Origin of the sequence: Pullulanibacillus pueri, assembly GCF_014639255.1 — a bacterium.
Classification (GTDB): domain Bacteria; phylum Bacillota; class Bacilli; order Bacillales; family Sporolactobacillaceae; genus Pullulanibacillus; species Pullulanibacillus pueri.
The window spans coordinates 90,086-112,454 of the sequence record NZ_BMFV01000009.1 but is presented as its reverse complement, the minus strand read 5'-3'; the positions used below and the strand labels follow the sequence as shown (position 1 = coordinate 112,454).

The 22,369-nt window shown below is 40.7% G+C and carries 20 protein-coding genes and 1 pseudogene; 12 read left to right on the top strand and 9 right to left on the bottom strand.

Annotated features, from left to right (window positions below; genetic code table 11):
* The first annotated feature begins 137 nt into the window (after window positions 1-137).
* Window positions 138-932, top strand: coding sequence for a GntR family transcriptional regulator (locus IEV91_RS07980; protein WP_188496896.1), 795 nt, complete (start codon window positions 138-140; stop codon window positions 930-932).
* A gap of 200 nt (window positions 933-1,132) precedes the next feature.
* Complete coding sequence (locus tag IEV91_RS07975; protein WP_188496895.1) at window positions 1,133-2,230, top strand: Gfo/Idh/MocA family protein; 1,098 nt, start codon at window positions 1,133-1,135, stop codon at window positions 2,228-2,230.
* A 131-nt stretch (window positions 2,231-2,361) separates the two neighbouring features.
* Here the strand turns inward: IEV91_RS07975 and IEV91_RS07970 are convergent, their stop codons facing one another.
* Together IEV91_RS07970 and IEV91_RS07965 are read right to left on the bottom strand one after the other, a co-directional pair.
* Window positions 2,362-3,354 (bottom strand): formylglycine-generating enzyme family protein, encoded by a 993-nt coding sequence (locus IEV91_RS07970; RefSeq protein ID WP_373284409.1) that lies wholly within the window; start codon window positions 3,352-3,354, stop codon window positions 2,362-2,364.
* Window positions 3,355-3,455: 101 nt separating this feature from the next.
* The gene (locus IEV91_RS07965) at window positions 3,456-4,916 is read right to left on the bottom strand and encodes a sulfatase family protein (RefSeq protein WP_188496894.1); all 1,461 of its coding nucleotides are present in this window, start codon (window positions 4,914-4,916) and stop codon (window positions 3,456-3,458) included.
* A 233-nt stretch (window positions 4,917-5,149) separates the two neighbouring features.
* Here IEV91_RS07965 and IEV91_RS07960 point away from each other — a divergent pair, with 233 nt between their 5' ends.
* Window positions 5,150-5,953: a helix-turn-helix domain-containing protein gene (locus IEV91_RS07960; RefSeq protein WP_188496893.1), complete on the top strand. Its 804-nt coding sequence runs from the start codon at window positions 5,150-5,152 to the stop codon at window positions 5,951-5,953.
* A gap of 118 nt (window positions 5,954-6,071) precedes the next feature.
* On the opposite strand, the gene IEV91_RS07955 is transcribed toward IEV91_RS07960, so the two are convergent.
* The gene (locus IEV91_RS07955; RefSeq protein WP_188496892.1) at window positions 6,072-6,968 is read right to left on the bottom strand and encodes a LysR family transcriptional regulator; all 897 of its coding nucleotides are present in this window, start codon (window positions 6,966-6,968) and stop codon (window positions 6,072-6,074) included.
* Window positions 6,969-7,139: 171 nt separating this feature from the next.
* Between IEV91_RS07955 and IEV91_RS07950 the strand changes: the two genes are divergently transcribed.
* Window positions 7,140-7,943 (top strand): sulfite exporter TauE/SafE family protein, encoded by an 804-nt coding sequence (locus tag IEV91_RS07950; protein WP_188496891.1) that lies wholly within the window; start codon window positions 7,140-7,142, stop codon window positions 7,941-7,943.
* 107 nt (window positions 7,944-8,050) lie between these two features.
* On the opposite strand, the gene IEV91_RS07945 is transcribed toward IEV91_RS07950, so the two are convergent.
* A complete protein-coding gene (locus IEV91_RS07945) occupies window positions 8,051-8,851 on the bottom strand; it encodes an endonuclease/exonuclease/phosphatase family protein (RefSeq protein ID WP_188496890.1) in 801 nt (266 codons plus the stop codon).
* A 210-nt stretch (window positions 8,852-9,061) separates the two neighbouring features.
* On the opposite strand from IEV91_RS07945, the gene IEV91_RS07940 reads away from it, so the two are divergent.
* Window positions 9,062-9,253, top strand: coding sequence for a hypothetical protein (locus IEV91_RS07940; protein ID WP_188496889.1), 192 nt, complete (start codon window positions 9,062-9,064; stop codon window positions 9,251-9,253).
* Here IEV91_RS07940 and IEV91_RS07935 read toward each other — a convergent pair.
* Window positions 9,239-10,075 (bottom strand): helix-turn-helix transcriptional regulator, encoded by an 837-nt coding sequence (locus IEV91_RS07935; RefSeq protein ID WP_188496907.1) that lies wholly within the window; start codon window positions 10,073-10,075, stop codon window positions 9,239-9,241. The two genes, IEV91_RS07940 and IEV91_RS07935, sit on opposite strands and share 15 nt — an antisense overlap.
* 199 nt (window positions 10,076-10,274) lie before the next feature.
* Here IEV91_RS07935 and fabF point away from each other — a divergent pair, with 199 nt between their 5' ends.
* A complete protein-coding gene (fabF, locus tag IEV91_RS07930) occupies window positions 10,275-11,510 on the top strand; it encodes a beta-ketoacyl-ACP synthase II (RefSeq protein ID WP_188496888.1) in 1,236 nt (411 codons plus the stop codon).
* A 539-nt stretch (window positions 11,511-12,049) separates the two neighbouring features.
* Here fabF and IEV91_RS07925 read toward each other — a convergent pair.
* Complete coding sequence (locus tag IEV91_RS07925; RefSeq protein WP_188496887.1) at window positions 12,050-12,295, bottom strand: hypothetical protein; 246 nt, start codon at window positions 12,293-12,295, stop codon at window positions 12,050-12,052.
* 158 nt (window positions 12,296-12,453) lie between these two features.
* On the opposite strand from IEV91_RS07925, the gene IEV91_RS07920 reads away from it, so the two are divergent.
* Window positions 12,454-12,858 carry a helix-turn-helix domain-containing protein gene (locus tag IEV91_RS07920; RefSeq protein ID WP_188496886.1) on the top strand — a complete coding sequence of 135 codons (405 nt, stop codon included), beginning with the start codon at window positions 12,454-12,456 and terminating at the stop codon, window positions 12,856-12,858.
* A 380-nt stretch (window positions 12,859-13,238) separates the two neighbouring features.
* Complete coding sequence (locus IEV91_RS07915) at window positions 13,239-14,429, top strand: MFS transporter (RefSeq protein WP_188496885.1); 1,191 nt, start codon at window positions 13,239-13,241, stop codon at window positions 14,427-14,429.
* 228 nt (window positions 14,430-14,657) lie between these two features.
* On the opposite strand, the gene IEV91_RS07910 is transcribed toward IEV91_RS07915, so the two are convergent.
* Entirely contained in the window at window positions 14,658-14,831 is a 174-nt protein-coding gene (locus tag IEV91_RS07910; RefSeq protein WP_188496884.1) for an anti-repressor SinI family protein, read from the bottom strand.
* Between the two features lie 148 nt (window positions 14,832-14,979).
* Between IEV91_RS07910 and IEV91_RS07905 the strand changes: the two genes are divergently transcribed.
* Window positions 14,980-16,491, top strand: a complete 1,512-nt coding sequence (locus IEV91_RS07905; RefSeq protein ID WP_188496883.1) for an alpha/beta hydrolase — start codon at window positions 14,980-14,982, stop codon at window positions 16,489-16,491.
* 213 nt (window positions 16,492-16,704) lie between these two features.
* A complete protein-coding gene (locus IEV91_RS07900) occupies window positions 16,705-17,655 on the top strand; it encodes an L-lactate dehydrogenase (protein WP_188496882.1) in 951 nt (316 codons plus the stop codon).
* Between the two features lie 112 nt (window positions 17,656-17,767).
* On the opposite strand, the pseudogene IEV91_RS07895 reads toward IEV91_RS07900, so the two are convergent.
* Window positions 17,768-18,138: pseudogene (locus tag IEV91_RS07895) on the bottom strand (Crp/Fnr family transcriptional regulator); the annotation flags it as partial.
* 160 nt (window positions 18,139-18,298) lie between these two features.
* Window positions 18,299-20,128 (bottom strand): monovalent cation:proton antiporter family protein, encoded by a 1,830-nt coding sequence (locus tag IEV91_RS07890; RefSeq protein WP_188496881.1) that lies wholly within the window; start codon window positions 20,126-20,128, stop codon window positions 18,299-18,301.
* 426 nt (window positions 20,129-20,554) lie between these two features.
* Between IEV91_RS07890 and IEV91_RS07885 the strand changes: the two genes are divergently transcribed.
* Window positions 20,555-20,767 carry a DUF3311 domain-containing protein gene (locus tag IEV91_RS07885; RefSeq protein WP_188496880.1) on the top strand — a complete coding sequence of 71 codons (213 nt, stop codon included), beginning with the start codon at window positions 20,555-20,557 and terminating at the stop codon, window positions 20,765-20,767.
* 29 nt (window positions 20,768-20,796) lie between these two features.
* Window positions 20,797-22,311 (top strand): monocarboxylate uptake permease MctP, encoded by a 1,515-nt coding sequence (gene mctP / locus IEV91_RS07880; protein WP_188496879.1) that lies wholly within the window; start codon window positions 20,797-20,799, stop codon window positions 22,309-22,311.
* The last annotated feature ends 58 nt before the right edge of the window (window positions 22,312-22,369 follow it).

Below are 22,369 nucleotides of genomic sequence, written 5' to 3'. Positions count from 1 at the left end.
TCACTTTCTAGTTCTACTAACTCTCTTCCCCTTTATTTTCCTTCTATCTATGTAATAAGAAAACTAACACCTCATCGTATCCTTCACTAAGATAAAGCAATCTATCTGAAACGTCAACACTAATCAGAAAATTTACATTGAAAATTCTAGTCCCCACTACTCTGACAGCTTCTAGTGCCTCCTATGACCTCCACTTTACAATCATCCTTTATCGTTATACTATAATAGAAAATGTTCAAGGTGTGAATCAATTGCTTGAATTCTCAATACCAAGCCCTCGTGCTTATAAAAGTAAGCAAGACTATGTCTACCAAGTATTACGAGGGGCTATTATGAAGTGCGAGCTGAATCCCGGTCAGAAATTAATCATTAAAGAAATCGCTGACCTCTTGTCTGTTAGTGCCATTCCCGTGCGTGAAGCTCTAAGACTCTTACATTCAGAAGACCTCGTCGAATACAACGCACATACTGGTGCTGTAGTTTCCCCCATTTCTCCAGAGTCTATAGTGGAAACCTTTATGTTAAAAGAAGCTTTAGAAGTCGTTTCTATTAAAGTCGCCATTCAAAAAGTAACTGCCGATGCACTTGAAAAGTTGAAGGGGCAGCTGGAGAAAATGAATGAGCTGATAAGAACAGAAAATTATAAGCTTTGGGGACACTTAAATACAGAATTCCACATGCTCATTACCGATATTGCCGATATGCCTTTATTGGAAGAAATGTTATTAAGAGTACTTGATAAGTGGGAGCGTATCCGCAATTATTTCTTTAGCGAGCTGCTCATGCATCGCCATGCCCAATCACAGAACGAACATATCGCCATTGTAACTGCGATTGAAAAGGGAGACATTAAGGAAGCGGAACAGCTAATAAAGCAACACAATCAAAAGGCTCTTGACTATTACATGGAGCATATACAGCTTGATGATTAGAGAATTTAGCTTGCCATCAAACCTTAATAGTGAAAGCCAAAGAAGTAACCCTTAAGTTATTAAAAAACGCTCGATCCTCTTTAAACATTGAGAAGGGTTTTTAAAAAAATAAAAACGCTTTCGCTTAAGAAAAAGGACATTAAGAGAGTCATAGAGAATAGTTTAGTATATACAGAAATAAAAAGTGGAGGTTTTACAAAATGGATAGCAAGATTAGAATTGGTATAATTGGAAGCGGTGGCATTGCTGCTGCACATGCCCGGGCATATAAAAAAATGTCAGATGTTGACATTGTTGCAGTCGCTGATATTGTGCCAGGTAAAGCGGATGCTTTTATTAAACAACTCGAACTGCCTCATGCTAAAGGGTACGAGGATCATCAGGAGTTACTGTCACTCGATCTCGACGGTGTCAGTGTGTGCACACCTAACATAGCCCATCATCGTACGAGTATTGATGCACTGATGGCGGGTAAGCATGTACTGGTTGAGAAGCCTTTGGCGATCACCCTTAACCAAGGGGTCGAAATGGTTCAGGCCGCAAAAGCCTCTGGAAAAATACTCACTGTTGGATTCCAACCTCGCTATGATCCAAATATGAAAGCCATTAAAGAACTTGTTCAAACTCAGCTTGGAAATGTCTATTACATCCAAACTGGCGGTGGCCGACGTCGCGGCATGCCTGGAGGTACATTTATTAATAAAGATTTAGCCGGTGCAGGCGCAATGGCTGATATTGGCTGTTATTCCTTAGATTTAGCGCTCAATGCCTTAGATTATCCAAAGCCTTTAACGGTTTCAGCCTATACTTCTAATCACTTTGGGACAAACCCAACCTACCATCCAGAAGCTGAAAAATTTGAAGTTGAGGATTTTGGTGTGGCCCTTGTCAGACTTGAAGGTGGTAAAGTGCTTAATTTCAAAATTTCTTGGGCTATGCACATGGACTCTCTTGGTCCAACCTTATTCCTAGGAACAGAAGCTGGATTGAAACTTACACCTGCAGGTAAAGGACCATGGAGCGGCGTGTGGGATGGAGGGATTGGTACCATCGATCTCTTCCATGATATCAATGGTAAACACGTTGACACCTCTATTCCTGTCCAATCTCATTCTCTTGATATTTTCTATGAAAAAGTGAGAGATTTTGTGGTCGCCGTCAAAGAGGGGAAAGAAGCTCCTATTCCAGCAGAACAAATTCTTGTCAACCAAGCAATTATTGATGGTATTCTTCGTTCTTCTCAAGAAGGACATGAGGTCGATATTCACATTCCGAATCTAGCCGAAACACTATCCTAAATCTCAATTCCACCAAAGAATAAAAGAGACAGGCATCATTCCTCTTATTTTAGAAGCTTCTAAAAAATAGAGGGTGTGCCTGCCTCTTATTTATTTTTATATCTTGTTCGCGATGCGATCAATCTCTGCTCTTAAACATCACTTACACACCGGAAACCTATATTTCCCGTTGAACTATCCGGTGTATTAGAACTACGGGCGGCTACTCGATAACGATTACAATAGGAATGATGACAAAGATAAGAGCCACCCCTCATCACTCTTGCTGAACCGGTTTCAGGTCCCTGAGGATTCTCACGTCCCCCGCGGCGATGAATGCTTCGACTAAACCAGTCAGAACACCACTCCCACACATTCCCGGAAACATTATAAAGTCCAAAGCCATTGGGATGAAAAGATTTTGCAGGCGCTGTCCCCGCATAACCGTCATCTTCAGTATTAAGCCTCGGAAACTCTCCTTGCCATATATTGCAATAATGTTCACCATTAGGGGTAAGTTCATCCCCCCAAGGATACCGTTTTTGCTCAAGCCCTCCCCGTGCTGCATATTCCCACTCCGCTTCAGTCGGTAACCGCTTACCTGACCACCGACAATAAGCTAAGGCATCATTCCAAGAAACATGGATGACAGGATGATCTAGACGCTCTTCAATATTAGAATCTGGTCCTTCAGGTTGACGCCAATAAGCACCCTTAACTGCTCGCCACCATGGAATCCCAGGAACCGGTTGAGCATATTTCTCTAAGGTTTCTTTTGAAATAAAATGATAAAAAACAAAAGAATCACCAAAGACCTCGGCCTCTGTTTGATACCCCGTTGCCTCAACAAAGGCTTTAAATTGGGCATTCGTCACCGTACAGGCATCAATATAAAAAGGCTTAACAGTGACCTTCCGCATCGGCCCTTCTCCATCAGCGGGAAAGCCTTCACCACTGTTCGTCCCCATCATAAAGTCCCCTCCTGGAATATAAACCATCCCTTCTTTTGTCTCTTGAACCTTTTGATGCGTTGCCTGTTCATCCATTTTTTTAGCATTCGACTGTTTAGACTCAGTGGGCCTTTGGACACTACAACAACATGATGTTACTTTTTGATCTATGACTTTATTTTCACTTGTCCCCATGCCTAACCTCCTTAACTTGTACTCTATATTATTATTGTAACAAAAGTAAGAAGAATCCGATAAGGGAAACTCCCCCTCATCGGATTCTCTTTTAGTTAAGGTTACTCAAATTCCCGTGGATGACGCTTCATAAGCTCCGGCACAAAGCGACCTCTTCCTGTTTCTTCTAGCCGTTTCACATAGCGTTTGAGATTCCCCTTCGCGTGATATGGCCCACCTTCTTGAATGACTGTCCATAAAGGATCGATATCGAAGGTCATCGTTTGCATCATATCATCATGCCACTCATTGAGATAATAAACCGCCTCGCGGCAAAGATCCGGTCTTTCCTTCGCCAGATCATGTTGCTCGTAAACATCATCTTTAATGTTAAAGAGCATTTCTTTATTAAAAAGATGATAGCCATCATGATAAGTACGAATATAAAGCCAATCTCCGAATCGCACACTTCTCTGACATACATGAGCACATTGAGAAACAACAAGAAACTCACGCCCAGCGTCTTCTCCCTTTTGAAGCACAGGGGCATAGCTTTGACCATCCCATGATGGAGCAGGTTCTTTTCCGAGCATTTCAGCGATGGTTGGGGGTAAATCAAGATGGTAATGGAACCCTTCATCAACATGACCATGTACTGCCCCAGGCCAACGAATAATCATGGGAATGCGACAGGTCCCTTGATCCGCTGTGCCATGCTCTCCGTAGATTCCTAATTCACCGACATTTTCACCATGATCCGCCGTTATAATAATAACGAGATCTTCCATAAGCCCTTGCTTCTCTAACTGTTCAAACAGTTGGCCAATATGATGATCCATATGACGAATTCCTGTATCATATCCATCAATCATTTTCCTTAAATCCCGACGATCCTTAATTTCACCTGGAAAACGTGGAAATTGAGGATTCGTCCCATTATCATACATATTAATTTCATGAACACTATGAGGCCCCACTTTTTTCTTATGCTCCTCAAGCACCTCATCTGTTAACCATGCCGGTAGGGGATCATCCGCAAAGGGATTACCTAAATCCTCTGGCGCTCTATATGGCGTGTGGGGATCCCAATAATTCACATATAATAACCAATCATCTTGATTGCCATTATTCTCGATCCAATTAAGAACGGTTGGTGTCACTTCTTCGGCGGACTCCATACCGCCTTTACCCGTATTATAGATTTCATTAAAGCCCGCATAGAAGGTCCACGCCGAGTGTCTTTCGCCAAAAGGACTGACGAGAGCTGTCTTCATCCCAGCTGAACGGAATAAAGCGGGAAAACTTTCACTCGCTAATCGGTCACGGAAATCACGATGAATGCCCTCATGACGCACATCTCCAGCCGTTCCCCCATGCCCCACAACACCATTATGGATCCCAAATTGACCTGTCATTAATGCTGTTCGTGATGGAAAGCAAGGGGCATCCGAAGTATAATAATTTGTAAAACGCACCCCTTCCTCTGCTATGCGGTCAATATTAGGTGAAGTATTTCGGTGATAACCATAACATCCCAAATGTTCAGCACTTGTCGAATCTAAATCTAAAAAAAGTACTCGCAATGTATTTCTCTCCTTTGTCAAAATCAAGTGATACAATGACATCGCTTTAAATATGTAATATAGCAATCCTTAATCCTATCTTCTTTCATAATTATAGGTGAACTGTACTGTCCGTTCCATGTACGATTCTACGATTTAATGTATAATTTAACTTATTTCGATTGAATAGAAAATCTGCATGTATTGAATTTTATAAAAAGGAATATAAAAGGGTAATTAAGGGGGCTATGCGGGTGCTATCATTTAATTCTGTTAACTTCGATAATTTTATCCCAAACTGGCGGACTCATATGGAAATCATCAACTTTAATGTCCTTGTTCTTATCGTCCAAGGAAAAGCACTGTATACCGTAAATGGAAAACAAATTGTTGCAGAGAGTGGTGACGTGCTGTTCATTCCACAGACTACAAAACGCGCAGGTGAAAATTATGAAGCGAGGCCACATCAAAAATATACAGTTTTGTTTAACCATGACCAGGAAGATAACGAGGAAATCTCATTCCTTAGAAGAAATCAGTTCTTCAAGTTGAAAACACGCCATTTTGAGTATGTTAAACATCGCTGCGAGCGACTTTATGCAGAATTAAGAGGGAATAAAGAACACCGTTCATATATTTGCAAGGGCATTCTTCAAGAATTAATCGGAATGCTCGCACGGGAAAAAGATCATCCTACTGTCACTCCCATGAAGTTACGCTATGCCCAAATTATGAAACAATATCTATTAGACAATTATCGCGAAACCATTGAAATTGAGCAATTGGCAAAGCTCATTCACCGTTCACCCAACTATACAATCTCAGTGTTCAAGGAGGTCACAGGTAAAGCGCCCATCCAATATATCCATCAATTAAGAATCATCGAAGCTTGTAACCTATTGCTCCATTCGGACATGACCATTGCCGCGATTGCAAACTATCTGGGCTACTATGATGCCTCATACTTCTCACGAATGTTTAAACGTTTAACAACGAAGTCTCCCAAGGCCTTTATGATGGATGGACATATGACAGAGATAGGCACTCTTTTTTCATGAAAAGCGCAACTTAGGAAAGCAAAGTGTCTTGACGGAGCCTCCCCATAAACAAAAACGGTAACTTTCGGATGCGCATTACTGAACAGTTCAGGACTTTTTGTGGCTACATTTGTTATAGTCAATGAGTGGAGACACGACTAACAAACTCAATAAACTGATTCATCTCGTGCTGATAAAAACGTTTTGGCTTTTTAACCATCCACAGTTCACGTTTGAATTCAATGCCTTTGATCTTAACTTCCCTTAGCAAACCTTGTTGTAGTTCGCGGGCAACGGCTAACCGAGACAAAATGCTGATCCCCAGCCCCGCCTCAACAGCACCCTTAATGGCTTGCGTACTCCCTAGTTCCATAAAATTTTGAATTTTACCGGCCACACCGGCTGCCTTTAAGGTGTTCTCTATTATAATGCGGGTCCCAGATGTCGGCTCACGCCAGATCATCTTCTCGTCTATTAAATTTTCAATTGAAATTTCCGCTTGCGACTTCCATGAATAATGCGGGGGATAAATTAAAATCAACTCATCCTCGCCGAACTGCTCAATGGAGAGCTCCTTATTTTCAATGCCACCCTCAACGAGCGCCAGATCAATTACGTTGTTTTCCAACTCCTCAATAATCCGCGGGGTATTGCCTATACTTAAAGACACATTAACTTCAGGGACCTTTTTTCTAAAGTCACCTAAAAGTCTTGGAAGCAAATATTCCCCTATCGTTAAAGAAGCACCAACCCTAAGATGGGTCTTTTGATGATTTAGAAGCTGCTTGATCGCTTCTTTCGAATGAGAGAATTCATTGACGATTGAACTTGCATAGGGATATAGCCGCCGGCCAAATTCAGTAACCGCCAGTTTCCCCCCTTTCGTTCGATCAAAAAGTAATGTGCCATAATAATCTTCTAATTGATGAATTTGCTTCGTGACAGCGGGCTGTGAAATAAAGGCTAACCGGGCAGCCTGACTAATACTCCCTTCATCCACCACCAAACAAAAGATTTTAAAACTCTCAATATTCATGTGTGACATCTCCAAATTCCATATGTATTCCTAACCTCATTATATACATTTCCACAAGAAGAAGAAAAAGGAGCTTATAACGATTGCTTATACCCTATGAATTATAGTGAATTTACCCTTTGCCCATTCAGTGCTACGTTTAATGTATAACATCATTAGGGGGAACGGCTTTTGCTTCATTATTTTCTATTATTAATCATTGCTCTTTTATGTGGCGCCTACGGGGTTCTTATTGGTGCCGGTGGCGGGTTTATTTTTGTCCCTATTCTACTTATCTTTTTCAATATTCCTACGGAAATCGCAGCAGGTACAGGAATCGTTATTGTCATGATTAATTCCTTATCTGGGATTATGGGCTATGCTCGGCAAAAGAAAATTGATTATAAGATGGGCATTCTATTAGCTATCGGGGCAACGCCAGGGACCTTTTTAGGTATTTGGCTTAACCATATCGGATCCTCAAATACCTTTTATATGGTTTTTGCTATTATCGTCCTGCTCTTGGGATTCTTCTTATTACTCAGTAGGAATCCATCCAAGAAAAAAGAGAAAAAACATGCTGAGGTTGCTGCGACTCTAGAGGCACCTGAGAATGAGTACCTTCAGAAGAGACACTCTTTAAAAATAATTGCCTTATTAGCAGTTGGATTAGGATTGGGTATTGCCTCAGGGTACTTAGGTATTGGAGGCGGCTGGCTGCTCGTTCCCATCTTAATTTATGGCTTTCAGATTGCCACTCACCGTGCGACAGCCACTTCCTTATTCTCCCTTTGTCTATACTCAGCTATCGGGGTCATTACGCAAATCGCTTACGGGAATGTTGACTGGTGGATTGTATTATGGGGAGGCATTGGCGTATTTATCGGCGGGCAATTAGGCTCATTACTGTCAGACAAACTTTCTGGAAAATGGATTATTAAGCTCCTTTCTATTATTCTCATTGGTGTTGGCATTCAATTACTATTTGGCCAGTGATATTTTAGTCGCTAAAGTCACCCGGAAATCATTATCTTATTTTCATCACAGGAAAGAAGCCACGTTCCAAAACGGAAGTGGCTTTTTCTAGGCAAGGCGCTTCTCGTTTACCCGATGTGAACAACGGCTTCAACAGGGTAATGATCGGACGGAAACCTTTCATTTTGCTGGCCCCGAAGAATACGGGAATACTTAATATCAATATCAGGACTTGTAAAAATATAGTCAATGGGCTGACCTTGGCTCTCTCCTTTAAATCCATGAAAGGTACACCCTATTTCGCCTTCTATCGGATTTTCCAGGAAGGAATAACTGTCGCGAAGTACAGCATAGTCACCTTCAATGACCCGCTCTCCTCTTGCAAAAGCAATCGTTTCTGAACTTGGCTCGGCATTAAAGTCACCCGTTAAAATATAGGGAAATGGATATTCAGAAGTAATCGCTTTAATTTTCTTCCAAACGAGATGCATGCCTCTCGTTCTCGCTTGTTCACTTATATGGTCGAGATGTGTATTAAACATTAAGAAGCGTTGTGTTTCATCCACCCTCGAGGCAAAAAGGGCCCATGTACATATCCTCGGTAAACTGCCCCAGTCATTACTTCCAGGCACATCAGGTGTTTCCGAAAGCCAAAATGTTTCTTCTTTAAGGAGGTTAACTTGAGAGGCATCATAAAAAACGGCATTGGCCTCATCATCGTCCTGTCTACATTTTCCAAACCAATGGTACTCCGATAATTGGGAATCGAGAGCAGTTAACATATGAGGCAGGGCCTCCTGGGTTCCTACCACGGTTGGTTTTGATTGACTGATCACCTGTGCAACCTTGTCTACCCGATTCGGCCATCCATTTATGCCATCCTCTTTAACATCGACGCGCAAATTAAATGTCATTACTTTGAGTTCCATTGCTCTTCCCTCTCCTCTTATTTATATAGAATCACACCAAACGATAAAAACACGACAAGGCTCAGTCTTATTTTTAAAACTTATTAGGACCTTAGATATTCATCTAAATTTATCATTTAAGCTAATTAAAATGAATATTTCAAAACAATTGTGTCAAGCTAACACATACTCTTAAAATTACCTACCCATGAATAAAGGAGGACACTTTTTATGCCTAGTAAGGAAATGAAAATCACCACTTTATTTTGGATTGCCATTTCTGGATTACTCTTAACCACCATTTATACCATCGTGATTATGAAACAAGGTATCGAAACCAAAAAAATGATTAATTTCATCTATAAAAATAACAAAAGAACGGCTTCAGAGGACCATGGAAAGACACCATCAAAGGTCAAATAAACGCTTGATTTTTGTCTCAGTGTCTGTATCCTCTATTGGAGTATAAACACTGCATCTGAGATCATCTTCACCATGAACTTGCAATGATGTCAAATTAAAGAACATTTTACCTGCTTTCGAATGCCGAAACTCTATCTGCAATTCTGGAGCAGAATGAACTTCACTTTGGTTCCATAATCGTATGAAATCGGGATAAGTTCTCTCCATCTTTTTAATAAATCGAGCATACCACGGGTCTGCCACATAATGACCATAGTAAGTCCGAAAGATAGCGAGGAACCCTTTGACAAAATGCTCCCAATTTGTGGCTAAGGCCCTTAATTCTTTTCGAGCAAACACAACTTCAATAAGATTGCGTTCCTCAGATGGGATGTGTTCAAACTCAACGAACACATGGGAAGCCGCTTTGTTCCAACCAACAATATTACAGCGCCTGTCCGTTACGATGGTTGGACAAAATTGAAGTTCTTGAAGAATCTTGTTTAAAGATGGGGGTATTGTAATTTCCTTTTGTTGTATTGACAAGCTTCTAGAGCCATTGTCCACCGCCAAGGCATAAAGATAATTTCTCTCATCCGTATTTAATTGCAAAGCATTAGACACAGAATCTAAGACAGTATCAGACACTTTTATCTCTCGGCCCTGTTCTAACCAGGTATACCAGGTTGTACTAACATTCGCAAGCTGAGCAACCTCCTCTCGCCGTAATCCTGGCGTCCGTCTCCGCGTGCCTTCTGGAAGACCTACCATATGGGGATGTATCTTTGCCCGTTTTCCCTTTAAAAATGCCGCAAGGGCTTCTAGCCTTTCTTCACGTTCGATGTTCGCCCTCTCCCTTCTTTTACGCCTTTTATCATTAAAATTCCTTCAAAAGGAACATATTCCATCCTTATTAATACTCCAAAGGGCTTTTTAATTGATCTCTTCCTTTTATTATAGTGTAATAAATACTAGGATAAAGGACAACTTGTAATAGGATATAATTTTGATAAACTAGAGAAAAAAAGTTAGGGGTAATGTTATGAAACGAGTGGTAATAACCGGAATGGGAGTTATCTCTCCACTTGGCCATGAAGTAGATGTCTTTTGGGATCGCCTCGTTGCTGGACACTCCGGCATTTCAACTATAGATACTTTTGATGTTTCAGAATCAAAGGTGAAAATTGCAGGTTTAGTGCGGGACTTCGACCCCGTCGGTCGCTGGGGACGAAGAGAGGCTCGAAAATACGATCGTTTTGTTCAATATGCCATGGCGGCTGCTGAGATTGCCGTTGAAGATTCTGGTTTAAAAATAGAGAACACGGATCCAGAGCGGGTAGGTGTTTATGTAGGATCGGGGATCGGCGGTATTCAAACGCTTTTAGAAAACGTCGAATTACTCAATAAGCGCGGACCTAAAAGAGTAAGCCCAAGTTTAGTCCCTATGATGATTGCTAACATGGCTCCTGCTCAAATTAGTATTCGCTTCGGGGCCCAAGGTCCATCCATGTCACCGGTCACAGCATGTTCAATCGGAAATACGTCGATTGGTGAAAGCTTTAATACAATTATCCACGGAGATGCTGATGTGATGATTGCAGGTGGAGCTGAAGCCGCTATTACGCCGATCTCGCTCGCAAGTTTCACTAATTCAACAGCACTCTCTTCTCGAAATGATGATCCCACACGGGCTAGTCGTCCTTTTGATGCCAATCGTGATGGTTTTGTCATGGGTGAAGGGGCTGGGGTTTTAATTTTAGAATCCCTCGAGCACGCCTTGAAACGAGAGGCTCCTATTTATGGAGAGATTATTGGATACGGAGCAAGCTCAGATGCTCACCACGTCGTAGCGCCTCATCCAGAAGGCACTGGGGCTTATCTTGCAATGAAGCGTGCACTCCAAAGAGCCAACATCACAACCAAAGATATTGATGTGATTAGTGCACATGCGACAAGTACTATTGCTGGTGACTTTTCTGAAACAATGGCGATTAAACGCCTCTTTGGAGAGGATGCCTACAACATCCCCGTCACCGCAAACAAGTCAATGCTAGGCCATATGTTTGGTGCTGGGGGTGGCGCTGAAGCCATCGCCTTAATCAAAACCTTGCAAGAAGGCATCATTCCACCTACTATTAATCTTGACCAACCTGATGAAGGCTGTGATCTTGATTACGTGCCAAACGTCGCTCGAGAGGCCGATGTCACCATTGGACTTTCCAACTCATTTGGATTTGGTGGCCACAACGCGAGTATTGTCTTAAAGAAATATGAATAATGCTTTAAATGTTTCTGCCGAAGTCTTTTCAGACTTCGGCAGTCTATATTTCTTTTTGAAAAGCAAACCGGGATTTTCAGAGGTCCATATAGGAATTTAACTTTAATGACTGTTGTTTGGAAATCACCATAACCACTCGCTTCGCTTAGTGACTTTTATTATTAATTAAAAAGGCAGAAACCCTCAATAAAATATGAGAAGATCCGCTTGGGAAAACAAATATCCCATTCCCAAGTGAGCTGAGGCCACTAAGGACGATCGGTTAAAATCGTCACGTCCTGTGACAACACCGATCCTACCCACATCCTGTGGGCATGAGGAAAGCGAGCGACCTGTAGCGTAAATCAACCTCTCAAACAACATCTTGTTTTAAAGGAGACTTTTTCAACGGCCTCGGATTTTCTTCCCGGTTTTTATACGTTGTTGATTGCATACCCTTACACGGGTATTACGGCTTGTGTTTTTTCTTATCCCATCCTTTTATCGTGCTTAAGAGGATAAGATGTATACCCAGGGCCTATATCAGAAAAATTTACTAATTATAATTGACATTCCATGAATGCCATCATTTTCATCCCATCTTGGAATCCCTTCTTAAAACTTTGAAATTGTCCTTCCGATGATAAATTATTAATCATCACCTCCAATTCTAAGAAATCGTCACGACTTATTTTACCGGCCAAGAACTTTTCAATCTCGTAGTAATAGGTATTTGACTCTGTTACTCGCCCTTCCCTATTGTAGAAAAACTTTGTTAAATCTTTTACAAAGGATTGATCAAACATAAAAACACATCCCCCTTTAAGTCGTACAAAGCTTACATCAAGTATAAAACGAACATCCGTTCCTGTCAACTCCGTTCGACATTTGTCTTTATTTTTATTTCATGTTTGTCCACTTTGTATTACACTAGGATTAAGAAGTCAATAAGGGAGTTAAGAAAATGAATGAATTAGGTGAGCTTTTAAAAGCATTACGCGGAGAACGTTCCTTAAGAGCAGTAGCTGAAAGCACCGGTCTGTCCCATTCCTACATAGCCGATATTGAAAAAGGCTATAGACGTGCAACACATAAACCCCTTAACCCCTCTCCCGAGACACTAAAGAAATTGGCAAAAGCTTATAACTATTCTTATGAACAATTAATGGAAAAGGCAGGCTATCTTGAGAATCAATACGACTATACAGTTCAAACGCAAAGCCCCTTAAGCGGAGAGATAAAAGAACACTTGATGAATGACCCCGAAACTGAAAGTTTTTTTAAAGGCTATTTAAATGCACCCGAAGACAAGAAAAAACAAATGCGCGATTTTATGAGGTTCTTACTTAATAATGAGAACAAGGAATAAACAGGCATCGAAGATTAAAACCCTTTTGGAAAGGACCCTGGAAAACGGACACCCAAATCGTTTGATTATTATGGTTTTCGAATCTGGAGAATATGTTAAGAGGAATAAATGCCCCCACTGTTTCAAGAGTCAATCACAATTTATAAATACACGCCATTCAGTGTTTACCCCTCACTTTCTTTTCCGTTTACTCATATCCACTTTCCTTGCAACTTACAAAAAGACCCTTTGAGGTTCGAACACAATAGTAAAGCATTTGATTTCCATTAGAAGCACAATAGGTATAAAATATATTTTGAAATCCGAAATAATATTAAATAAAAAAGAAGGGATTAGGTATTTTAGATCAAGAAAAAGCAGCAAAGCGAAACCTTTGGATCATGTGGTTTGCCAACTTTTTCATGGGCGGCAGTATGACCATGGTGGTACCTTTCTTGTCCTTATATATAGAGGGCTTAGGAAACCATTCTGATAAGTATGTTCAACAATGGTCCGGTTGGGTATTCGCCATTACCTTTCTCATGGCTTTCATTGTTTCCCCCATTTGGGGCCGATTTGGAGATCGCCATGGTCGAAAGAAAATCTTAGTCATTGCTGCCTTTGGTATGGCTATTTCTGTTTTACTCATGGGATTTGTCACTTCAGTTTTACAACTTTTCATTCTTCGATTATTTATGGGTATTTTCACAGGCTTTATTTCTATGTCTCAAGCGCTCATATCAACGCAGACACCGAAACACCTGGCCGGTCGTGTGCTGGGAACTCTACAAACCGGGAATGTGACGGGAAGCTTACTTGGGCCTATGTTCGGTGGTTTATTGGCTGATTCCGTTGGCTTTTCAACCACTTTTCATCTGACAAGTATCACACTCCTTCTGGCTGCATGTTTTGTCCTCTTTGGTGTTAAAGAGGTTAGAATTGAAAAAACTGAACAAACAAAGGAACGCTATTCATCTCTTGAGGTGCTTAAACATATTTTTCTTAATCCAATGCTTCTCATGATCATGATTGTTTCCCTGTTTGTACAAGTGGCCAATTTCAGTATTCAACCGATACTTGCACTCTATGTTAGCCTGTTACACGGACCAGCAAATCTTGCTTTTTTCTCAGGGTTAGCGTTTTCCGCCGCAGGCCTTGGAAATTTGTTAATGGCGCGTAATTGGGGCAAGATTGCCGATCGTGTAGGTTATGAAAAAATTCTTGTTATCTTACTGTTTTTATCAGCCATCGTCTATCTCCCTGGTGCATTTGTAACAAATATCTGGGAATTAGTCATTGTCCGTTTCCTACTGGGTATGGCGATTGGAGGTATTATCCCTCTTCGTACAGCTTTCATCCGTCAAGTGACGCCTCTTGCCATCCAAGGTGAAGTGCTCGGCTATAATACTAGTGTAAGATTTTTAGGGAATATCATCGGCCCAACTATCGGCGGCTGGGTTGCTGGTTTATACAGTATTTCGACGGTATTTTATCTCACGAGTGCTCTTTTATTTTGTAGCGGTATTGCCCTTATGCTGACGGTCATTCGTCAATCTAGAGGGACCCACAATTCTGCACATTCAAAAGCATAAAGTTTGTACAATTTAGGGCTAATCCTATGCCTCTCTTCCTGAAGGGATCTAGGGAAGTATACGATTAAGTCACTAAAAGAGGTTATTCTAAAATAACCCTTTTACCAAAGAAAAAGACCTTTTCCTATTAAATGGTAAAGGTCTTTTTTGTAAAGATTAATCCAAGTAAAGTATGTTATAATTTTTATAATATGATTCCGAAACTTCTAAAAATTTTAGATAATGTTTCTACTTAAGCGTAAGACGGCCTTGCCCTGTTCTAGTACGCCGATGGATTGTGGGGATTGACCTTACTTTTTTCTTCCTGATAAAGTTTTGAACCTCCTCAACAGATAACCCTAAGGCTTTTGCTGTCATCATCAGATCAATCCACTCTTGCTCAAGGTACTTCCTCTTATTCATATCGTCACCCCTTCCCCATTTAGTGCAAAGACTCGGCTTAAGCGTTTCCTAATTTAAAGAATCTGAATGTAAGTTTTCGACTATCATACACGATCGCGGACTACACTATCGCTACATTTGTATAGAAAGACAAACAGGAGGACAAAAGATGCCGTTTCTTCAGCATGGAAAAAACAAAATTTATTATGTTATTGAACCAGCCAAAAAAAAACAAGAGGCAGAGATACTCATTTTACTTCATAATAACATTACTGATCACACGTTATTCGATGAAATCGTCCCCTATTTGAATAAAGCATACACCATTGTAAGATATGACTTAAGAGGGTTTGGATTAAGCGAAAGAGGAGAACAAGCATTATCTTATTCTCTCTACATAGAAGACCTTCACTTCCTTGTTAAGAGCTTACGTATTAAACATTTTCATTTAGTCGGGATGGGATTCAGCGCATTAGTCGCCGCCAAATACACCGCTCAATACAACAAGCAAGTGGATAAACTTATTCTGTTGTCTATGGCTTGTAATCCCCCTCATACTATTGAAAAAGTGAGGAAGCATCGAAAGCAACTGAGTCATTCTGGACAAACCATTCCCATCGACTACATTCTTAAAATGGGAACCGTCCTTCCACATGACCATCCACTCATTAAACATTGGATTAAAATAGTAAAAAGGACAAGCCCGGAGCTCTATGCTAACATCATGGATTTATCGATTAGCGGTTACCCTCTTGAGGATTTAAAAGTATTCAATACGCCAACCCTTATCCTTTCAGGGGAAGAAGATATCCTTTTTCCTCAAGGCTATTTAGTCTCACAAGTAAGTCAACTTTCACACTGTCATTATATGTCTATCCTTGGGGCTGCAAGTTTTATCGTTCTTGATAATCCTAAGATCACCGCTGTACTTATGCTTGATTTTATTGAAAGACATCATAACCCCGAGCCATCAATTGATCCTTTTGTCACCTCCATGTATGAAGAAATTCAAGATTATACTTCACTCGTGGAGAGGAAAACAAAAGGGCAGAATATAGGTTTAGAAAACCTTTATGTAGGAGTCCTTCATTCCTTTCAGGTTTATCTTAATCAAGAAGAAATTTTGGAAGGCTGGAACCAGCGTTTTGCTAAATCTATTTTGACCTACTTGATTCTACATCGTTCAACGACTAGAGAACAGCTTTGTGAGGCTTTATGGCCACAGTTACCCATTCGTCAATCTAAGAAGAACTTAACGGTCTATCTTTCCTATTTAAAAAAGCTGCTCATGACAAAAAAGACAACTCAACCCTTACTCTCAACAGACCGTGAACATATCCATCTCACTGCTCAGTTTTCAAGTGATATATCGGAAACATTAAATCAACTGAGAAGCATTTCAAATGAAAATGACCCTAAAATAAAATTTGAAGCAAGTCAAAAACTTCTCAATAACCTAGCACTTCCCTTAGCCCCAACGCTTTATGATGACTGGTTCATCCAGATTGTAAATCAAATCGAAGAGAATCTTATACAGCTCGCCTTAGGGATGGCGGATTGGTGGCTGCAAGAAGGGAAGGAAAAAGAAGCGTTTCAGCATTTACGAAAATACTTTTCGCTATTTCATGAGGACGAGAGTATCTATAATAAAATGATAGAATTACAGGTTAAAGTGGACTAGCCAAATACCCTTCTCTTCAAAAACAATAAAATAAAAATAACACCACCTCAATTTGGAATAATAGTTAAAGAATGCTTAGCTGGTTAAAAGCCTGTATTGATTTCTTATTTATAACTCAAAGATTACAGCTCAATGTGAGGAATATCACATTCTTTTTTTATCCATCGTTGCATGATGTACATGTAGGTTTTACTGAAAGAAGGAGTTGGTCATATGAAGCACAATCATTTAACACGCATTGCCGTCGTTGGCACTGGATTTGTCGGTTCGAGTTATGCCTTCGCTCTACTCAACCAGCACCTCTGCGATGAACTTGTATTAATTGATATGAATAAAAAGAAAGCAAAAGGCGATGTCCTCGATTTATCGCACGGAATGTCTTTTGGTTCTCCAATGAAAATATGGGCTGGAGATTATGGGGATTGTCGCGAAGCCGATATCATCGTGATTACTGCTGGCGCCAATCAAGCCCCAGGTGAAACGCGACTCGATTTAGTCGAAAAGAATTTAAAGATCTTTAAGCATATTGTCGGAAGCATTATGGAAAGTGGCTTTGATGGCATCATTATTGTCGCGACAAATCCTGTCGACATTTTGTCTTACGCGACTTGGAAATTATCAGGCTTACCAAAAGAAAGGGTGATCGGCTCGGGAACTCTTTTGGACACTTCGCGGTTCCGTTATCTCCTTGGAGAATCTTTCAAAGTGGATCCTCGAAATATTCATGCCTATATTATGGGGGAGCACGGTGATAGCGAATTTCCCGTTTGGAGTCATGTCCACATCGGCACGCGTGCCTTATCAAATATTATTCGCGCAGATGATACTCACACTTGGGAGGAACTTGATAATATCTTCATCAAAGTACGAGATGCCGCTTATGAAATTATCAACTTAAAAGGCGCTACCTATTACGCTATCGCCCTTTCTCTTGTTCGATTGACGAAGGCGATCCTCAATAACGAGCACGCCATTCTCACTCTATCCACCTTATTAAATGGAGAATACGGGATGAATGATCTTTTTATTGGAACACCTGCTGTTATCAATCGTAATGGCATTCGCGAAGTCATAGAGCTATCTCTTAACGATAAGGAACGACAGAGCTTTCAGCAGTCCGCCTTACGATTAAAGGACACTATTCAGTCATTTATCACAGATTAATAATAAAATGTACGTAAAAAGCCCACATATTTTTTAAAAAATGCATGGGCTTTTCATGATTTATGTCACAAATGGTGTTCTCTTAGTCGATCATGTTTATGGTGAAATCCGGTTATCTTCTGATGGCGACTATTTTGCTTAGCCAAAAATCTAATCCTATCTTGCCAGCATTATAGCCTGCCACGACAATAAATATCGTAAGTAAAATTAATTGTGGATTTGTACTTATAGTCCCAGAGAAAAGGTAAGCATAATTCATCACCATTCCCATCAAGGCAGCGAACGTTGTGACGCCTCCTAGAATCAAACCCAATCCCACGAAAAATTCTCCCCAGGGAACCAAAACATTGAACACATGAACATTTGGCACAGCAAAATCCTTTAAAATGGTGGCCCACCAATCCTGAACCACAGGGTGTTCCCCAGTTGCACCTTGCAAAGCCCCTTGCCGAATTCAGAAGCATCAAATGAATGTATATTTTTCCCCACCAAGGATATATGAGGCAGTTTCAGTGGCTTGGAGCGAAAGACGCGAAACTCCTTCGACTATCATTGTCTTATTGAATGCCATTAACTATTTCTTAAACAAAAAATAACCCCCAGATATCCATTTTGGATTCTGGGGTTGAACGTTCCTTTTATTCTATTTAAATTCCTGTCGCAGTTTCTGAATGGTCGCATCTTTTCCCGTTAGAATTAACCGATCGCCTTTTAAAAGCCTTGTATTCCCATGAGGGATTAACGAATTTTTGTCTCTGTATATCCGAACAATAATCGCATCTTCAAGAACATCAAGATCTCGAACCAGCGTTTGTGAATAGCGCGGATTTATAAGGATAATTTGATGTAAGCCATCCTCTTTTGTTGTGAACAGGCTGGCAATATTCGGTGATTCAATCATCGCCTTCATCATTGACATGGTTGAGAAGAAAGAAGAAACGACATGAATCCCACGATTTTTCAATTCCTCGGCTTTTTGCGGTGACTCTACTCTAGCCACAATCCCTTTGACATCGCGTTGTTGCGCACATTCCGCAATCAATGCATTTTGACTATCATTACTGGTTGAGGTCACGATAGTATCGGCAGAGAAGATTTCCTCTTTTTCTAAGGTCTCAATTGAAAAGTCCTTTATATAATGCATGTTCGAATAATCCTGCTTCGGGCGCATCTCTTTATTCGTATGATAGATATGACTCTCATACATATTCTGATCCAATTCCGATGCCAGTGGTAAGGTAATTTGATTGGCCCCAAGAATAACCACCTTTTTCCGCTTGCTTTCTAGGGCATGGAAAGGAAAAACTTTTTTAAACAGAATCGGTGTAATAATACAGGTAATAATCGCGAGTAAAATAAGAGCTGATGCCACTTCACTTGAAATCACATGAATCCGTTCCCCTACCTTGGAAGCTGCGACTACAAGGGACAAGGTAGAAGTGAGTAAGAAACCTGATCCTAACACTGTTCGCCAATCATACCATTTTTTGAGCACGAGGACAGGGATGAGTTTAGATAAAAGCAAGCCCACAAACAAAATGGGAATCAAGAGAAAAATACTCTTATTGTGAAACATCTCACGCAAATTGAGATCCACCCCGACCATAACAAAGAAGATAGGAATCAAAAATCCATAACCAAAGGAGTCAAGTTGTTTGACCATCTCCTTATTGGGTGAAAGTAAAGAAACGAGTACTCCTGCCAAAAAAGCACCTAGAATATTTTCCGCCCCAACGCTTTCTGATAGCGCAACAAGCAAAATAATTAGTGTAAAAATGGCTCGGGTCCCAATTTGTACAGTGCCTGCAGATAAGGATTCAAACAATGAACGGTGACGCAAAAATTTCGCTATGAAATACAACACAATACCCGCTCCAAATAAAATAAGAAGCAGCCACGTATTGCCTCCCCCCTCATAAAAGGAAACGAAGATAGCTAAGAGGATCATGGTCACCAAGTCAGCAATCACCGCGATAATCAGAATCGTTTGACCAATACCGGAGCGCATCACATTGGATTCCTTTAACGTCGGCACAACAATACCTAATGAAATGGTGGAGATCACGAGCGTCATAAAGAAAGCATTGTCCGTAAAATGGCCGGCTACCAATGAAATAGAAATAATATAAGAAACAACTAAAATCAATCCAAAAACAAGGAGAGCAATCAAGAAGCGGTTAGGCTCCTTGCTTTCATTTGTGCGCCCCCCTTTTTCAGAGTTAAAAAAGACAGAGAAGTCAATCTCTAGACCGCTTAAAAACATGAGAAAAATAAACCCTAAAGTCGAGAGAATATTAATCCAATCCCCTGGATGGATCAGGTCAAACCCACTGTGTCCAATGATGAGACCCACAATAATTTCAGCAACAACCACCGGAATAATATTTAAGCGAAGCTTTTTTAGAATAATGGGTGTTAAAAAAGCCGCGAGCAACACAATAACTAAAGAACTAATGGAACTATGAATTTCCATAGTGGCCCCCTCTCCCGAGAATAAATTATTAAAAGATTCAGGCGTCACAAAGTGTTTAAATTAAAGATCTTTTAACTATATCAAACCTTCCCTTAATTTTCATCTGAAACACTTGAACATTGATCGACAGATTCCACCCCATATTATCCTACTCTTTTCATATGGAGAAACATAAGTAGATAAAGAGTCCTTCACATAACGACTTTCTCTATTAATATTGCTGTTCAAGCATTTTTCATGTATGGATCACACAGAATTCAGACCTTGAACACTACCAAAATCCTCCTAGAAAATGCCTTATGGATTTCCGGAAAGAACAGACAACTCAAATGGATGAGAATAGACAAAATCATCATACTTTTCTATTGACTGGAAGGTTGAATTGTGAGAAAATTTGACCACCTATTAGAGGAGGTGAACACTGGTATGGAAGCAAAGAATAAAACTAAGAAGAAGTTTAACTACTGGTACATTCTTTTAATTATTCCTTTTATCACAACACTCTGGCCGGGATTATATGCGTTTGATCATCCACGACTCTTCGGCATTCCATTTTTTTATTGGTATCAGCTCGCCATGGTAATCATCACTGCTATTTTTACAGCCATCGTCTATATCAAAGTAAAGGACACTGAATAAACCTTATTAAGAAAAGGAGGGCAAGTCCCTTGAACTGGTCTGCGCTTATCGTTTTCGTAATATTCTTTGTTTTCGTAACCGTTTTAGGCTTTTATGCTGCTCGCTGGCGCCGCGGAGATTTAACACAACTTGATGAATGGGGTCTTGGTGGACGCAAATTCGGTACGTTAGTCACTTGGTTCTTACTCGGCGGCGATCTTTATACCGCTTATACCTTTATTGCCGTTCCCGCTCTGATGTACGGGTCTGGCGCTATGGGTTTCTATGCTGTTCCTTATACAATTCTTATCTATCCATTTATTTTTGTTGTGATGCCACGTCTTTGGTCAGTCTCTCGCAAGCATGGCTATGTAACGGCTTCAGATTTTGTCCGCGGTCGTTTTAATAGTAGTTCCTTAGCTTTAGCCGTTGCGATTACAGGTATTCTTGCCACAATGCCTTATATTGCCCTACAATTAGTCGGTATGCAGGCAGTTATTAGTGCGATGGGCTTCGGCCATAGTGGTCTTTCTGGTGAACTTCCACTCATCATTGCTTTTGTTATCTTAGCTATTTATACTTATTCGAGTGGTTTACGCGCCCCTGCCTCTATTGCGATTGTTAAAGATATTATGATTTATATTACGATCATTGTCGCCATGATTGTGATCCCGATAAAACTCGGTGGATTGGGTCATATGTTCGATGCAGCTAAAGAAGCCTTAGCCGCGAAGAACCCACCTGGCTCCTTCATTCTTGATTCCAAAAGCTTTTTCGCCTATGGGTCACTAGCCTTGGGATCGGCACTGGCTTTATTCTTGTATCCTCACTCTCTAACAGGGGTACTCAGTTCCAATCATCGCAATACGATCAGGAAAAATGCTGCGATTCTCCCAGCCTATTCTCTCGTGCTTGGTTTCATCACATTACTTGGGTTTATGGCCTTGGCTGCTGGGATTAAGGTACAAGGGAATGATGCTATTCCAGCGTTATTTTTAAAAATGTTACCAGATTGGTTTAACGGCTTTGCTTTTGCCGCTATTGCTATTGGTGCACTTGTCCCTGCCGCCATTATGTCAATTGCATCCGCTAACCTGTTCTCGCGTAATATTTATAGAGAATACATCAATCCAAATTGTACACCGGAACAAGAGTCCAAAATAGCAAAACTGATTTCACTGATAGTTAAAGTTGGCGCCCTTGTCTTTATCCTGTTCTTTCCGAAAACATATGCGATCAACCTTCAACTTCTTGGCGGGATCTGGATTCTCCAAACCTTCCCTGCCATCATCGTTGGTCTTTATACAAACTGGTTTAATAAATGGGCACTAGTTATCGGGTGGTTTGTTGGCATGGCAACAGGTACATGGATGGCGTTTTCTCAAAACATGGCCTCCACTTATCCGTTACATATTTTCGGAGCAACCATTCCCGGATATGCGGCGATCTTTGCTGTCATCGTTAACTTTATCGTAACAGTCATCCTAACCTTCATCTTTCGAGCCATGGGGATGGAAAATGGAGGAGACCAAACCACAGAAGAAGATTACAAAACAGCTTCTTAATAAAAAGGATCAGTGGTAGTCGCCATTACATCATTACAGAACTACGGCTATGCTTCAC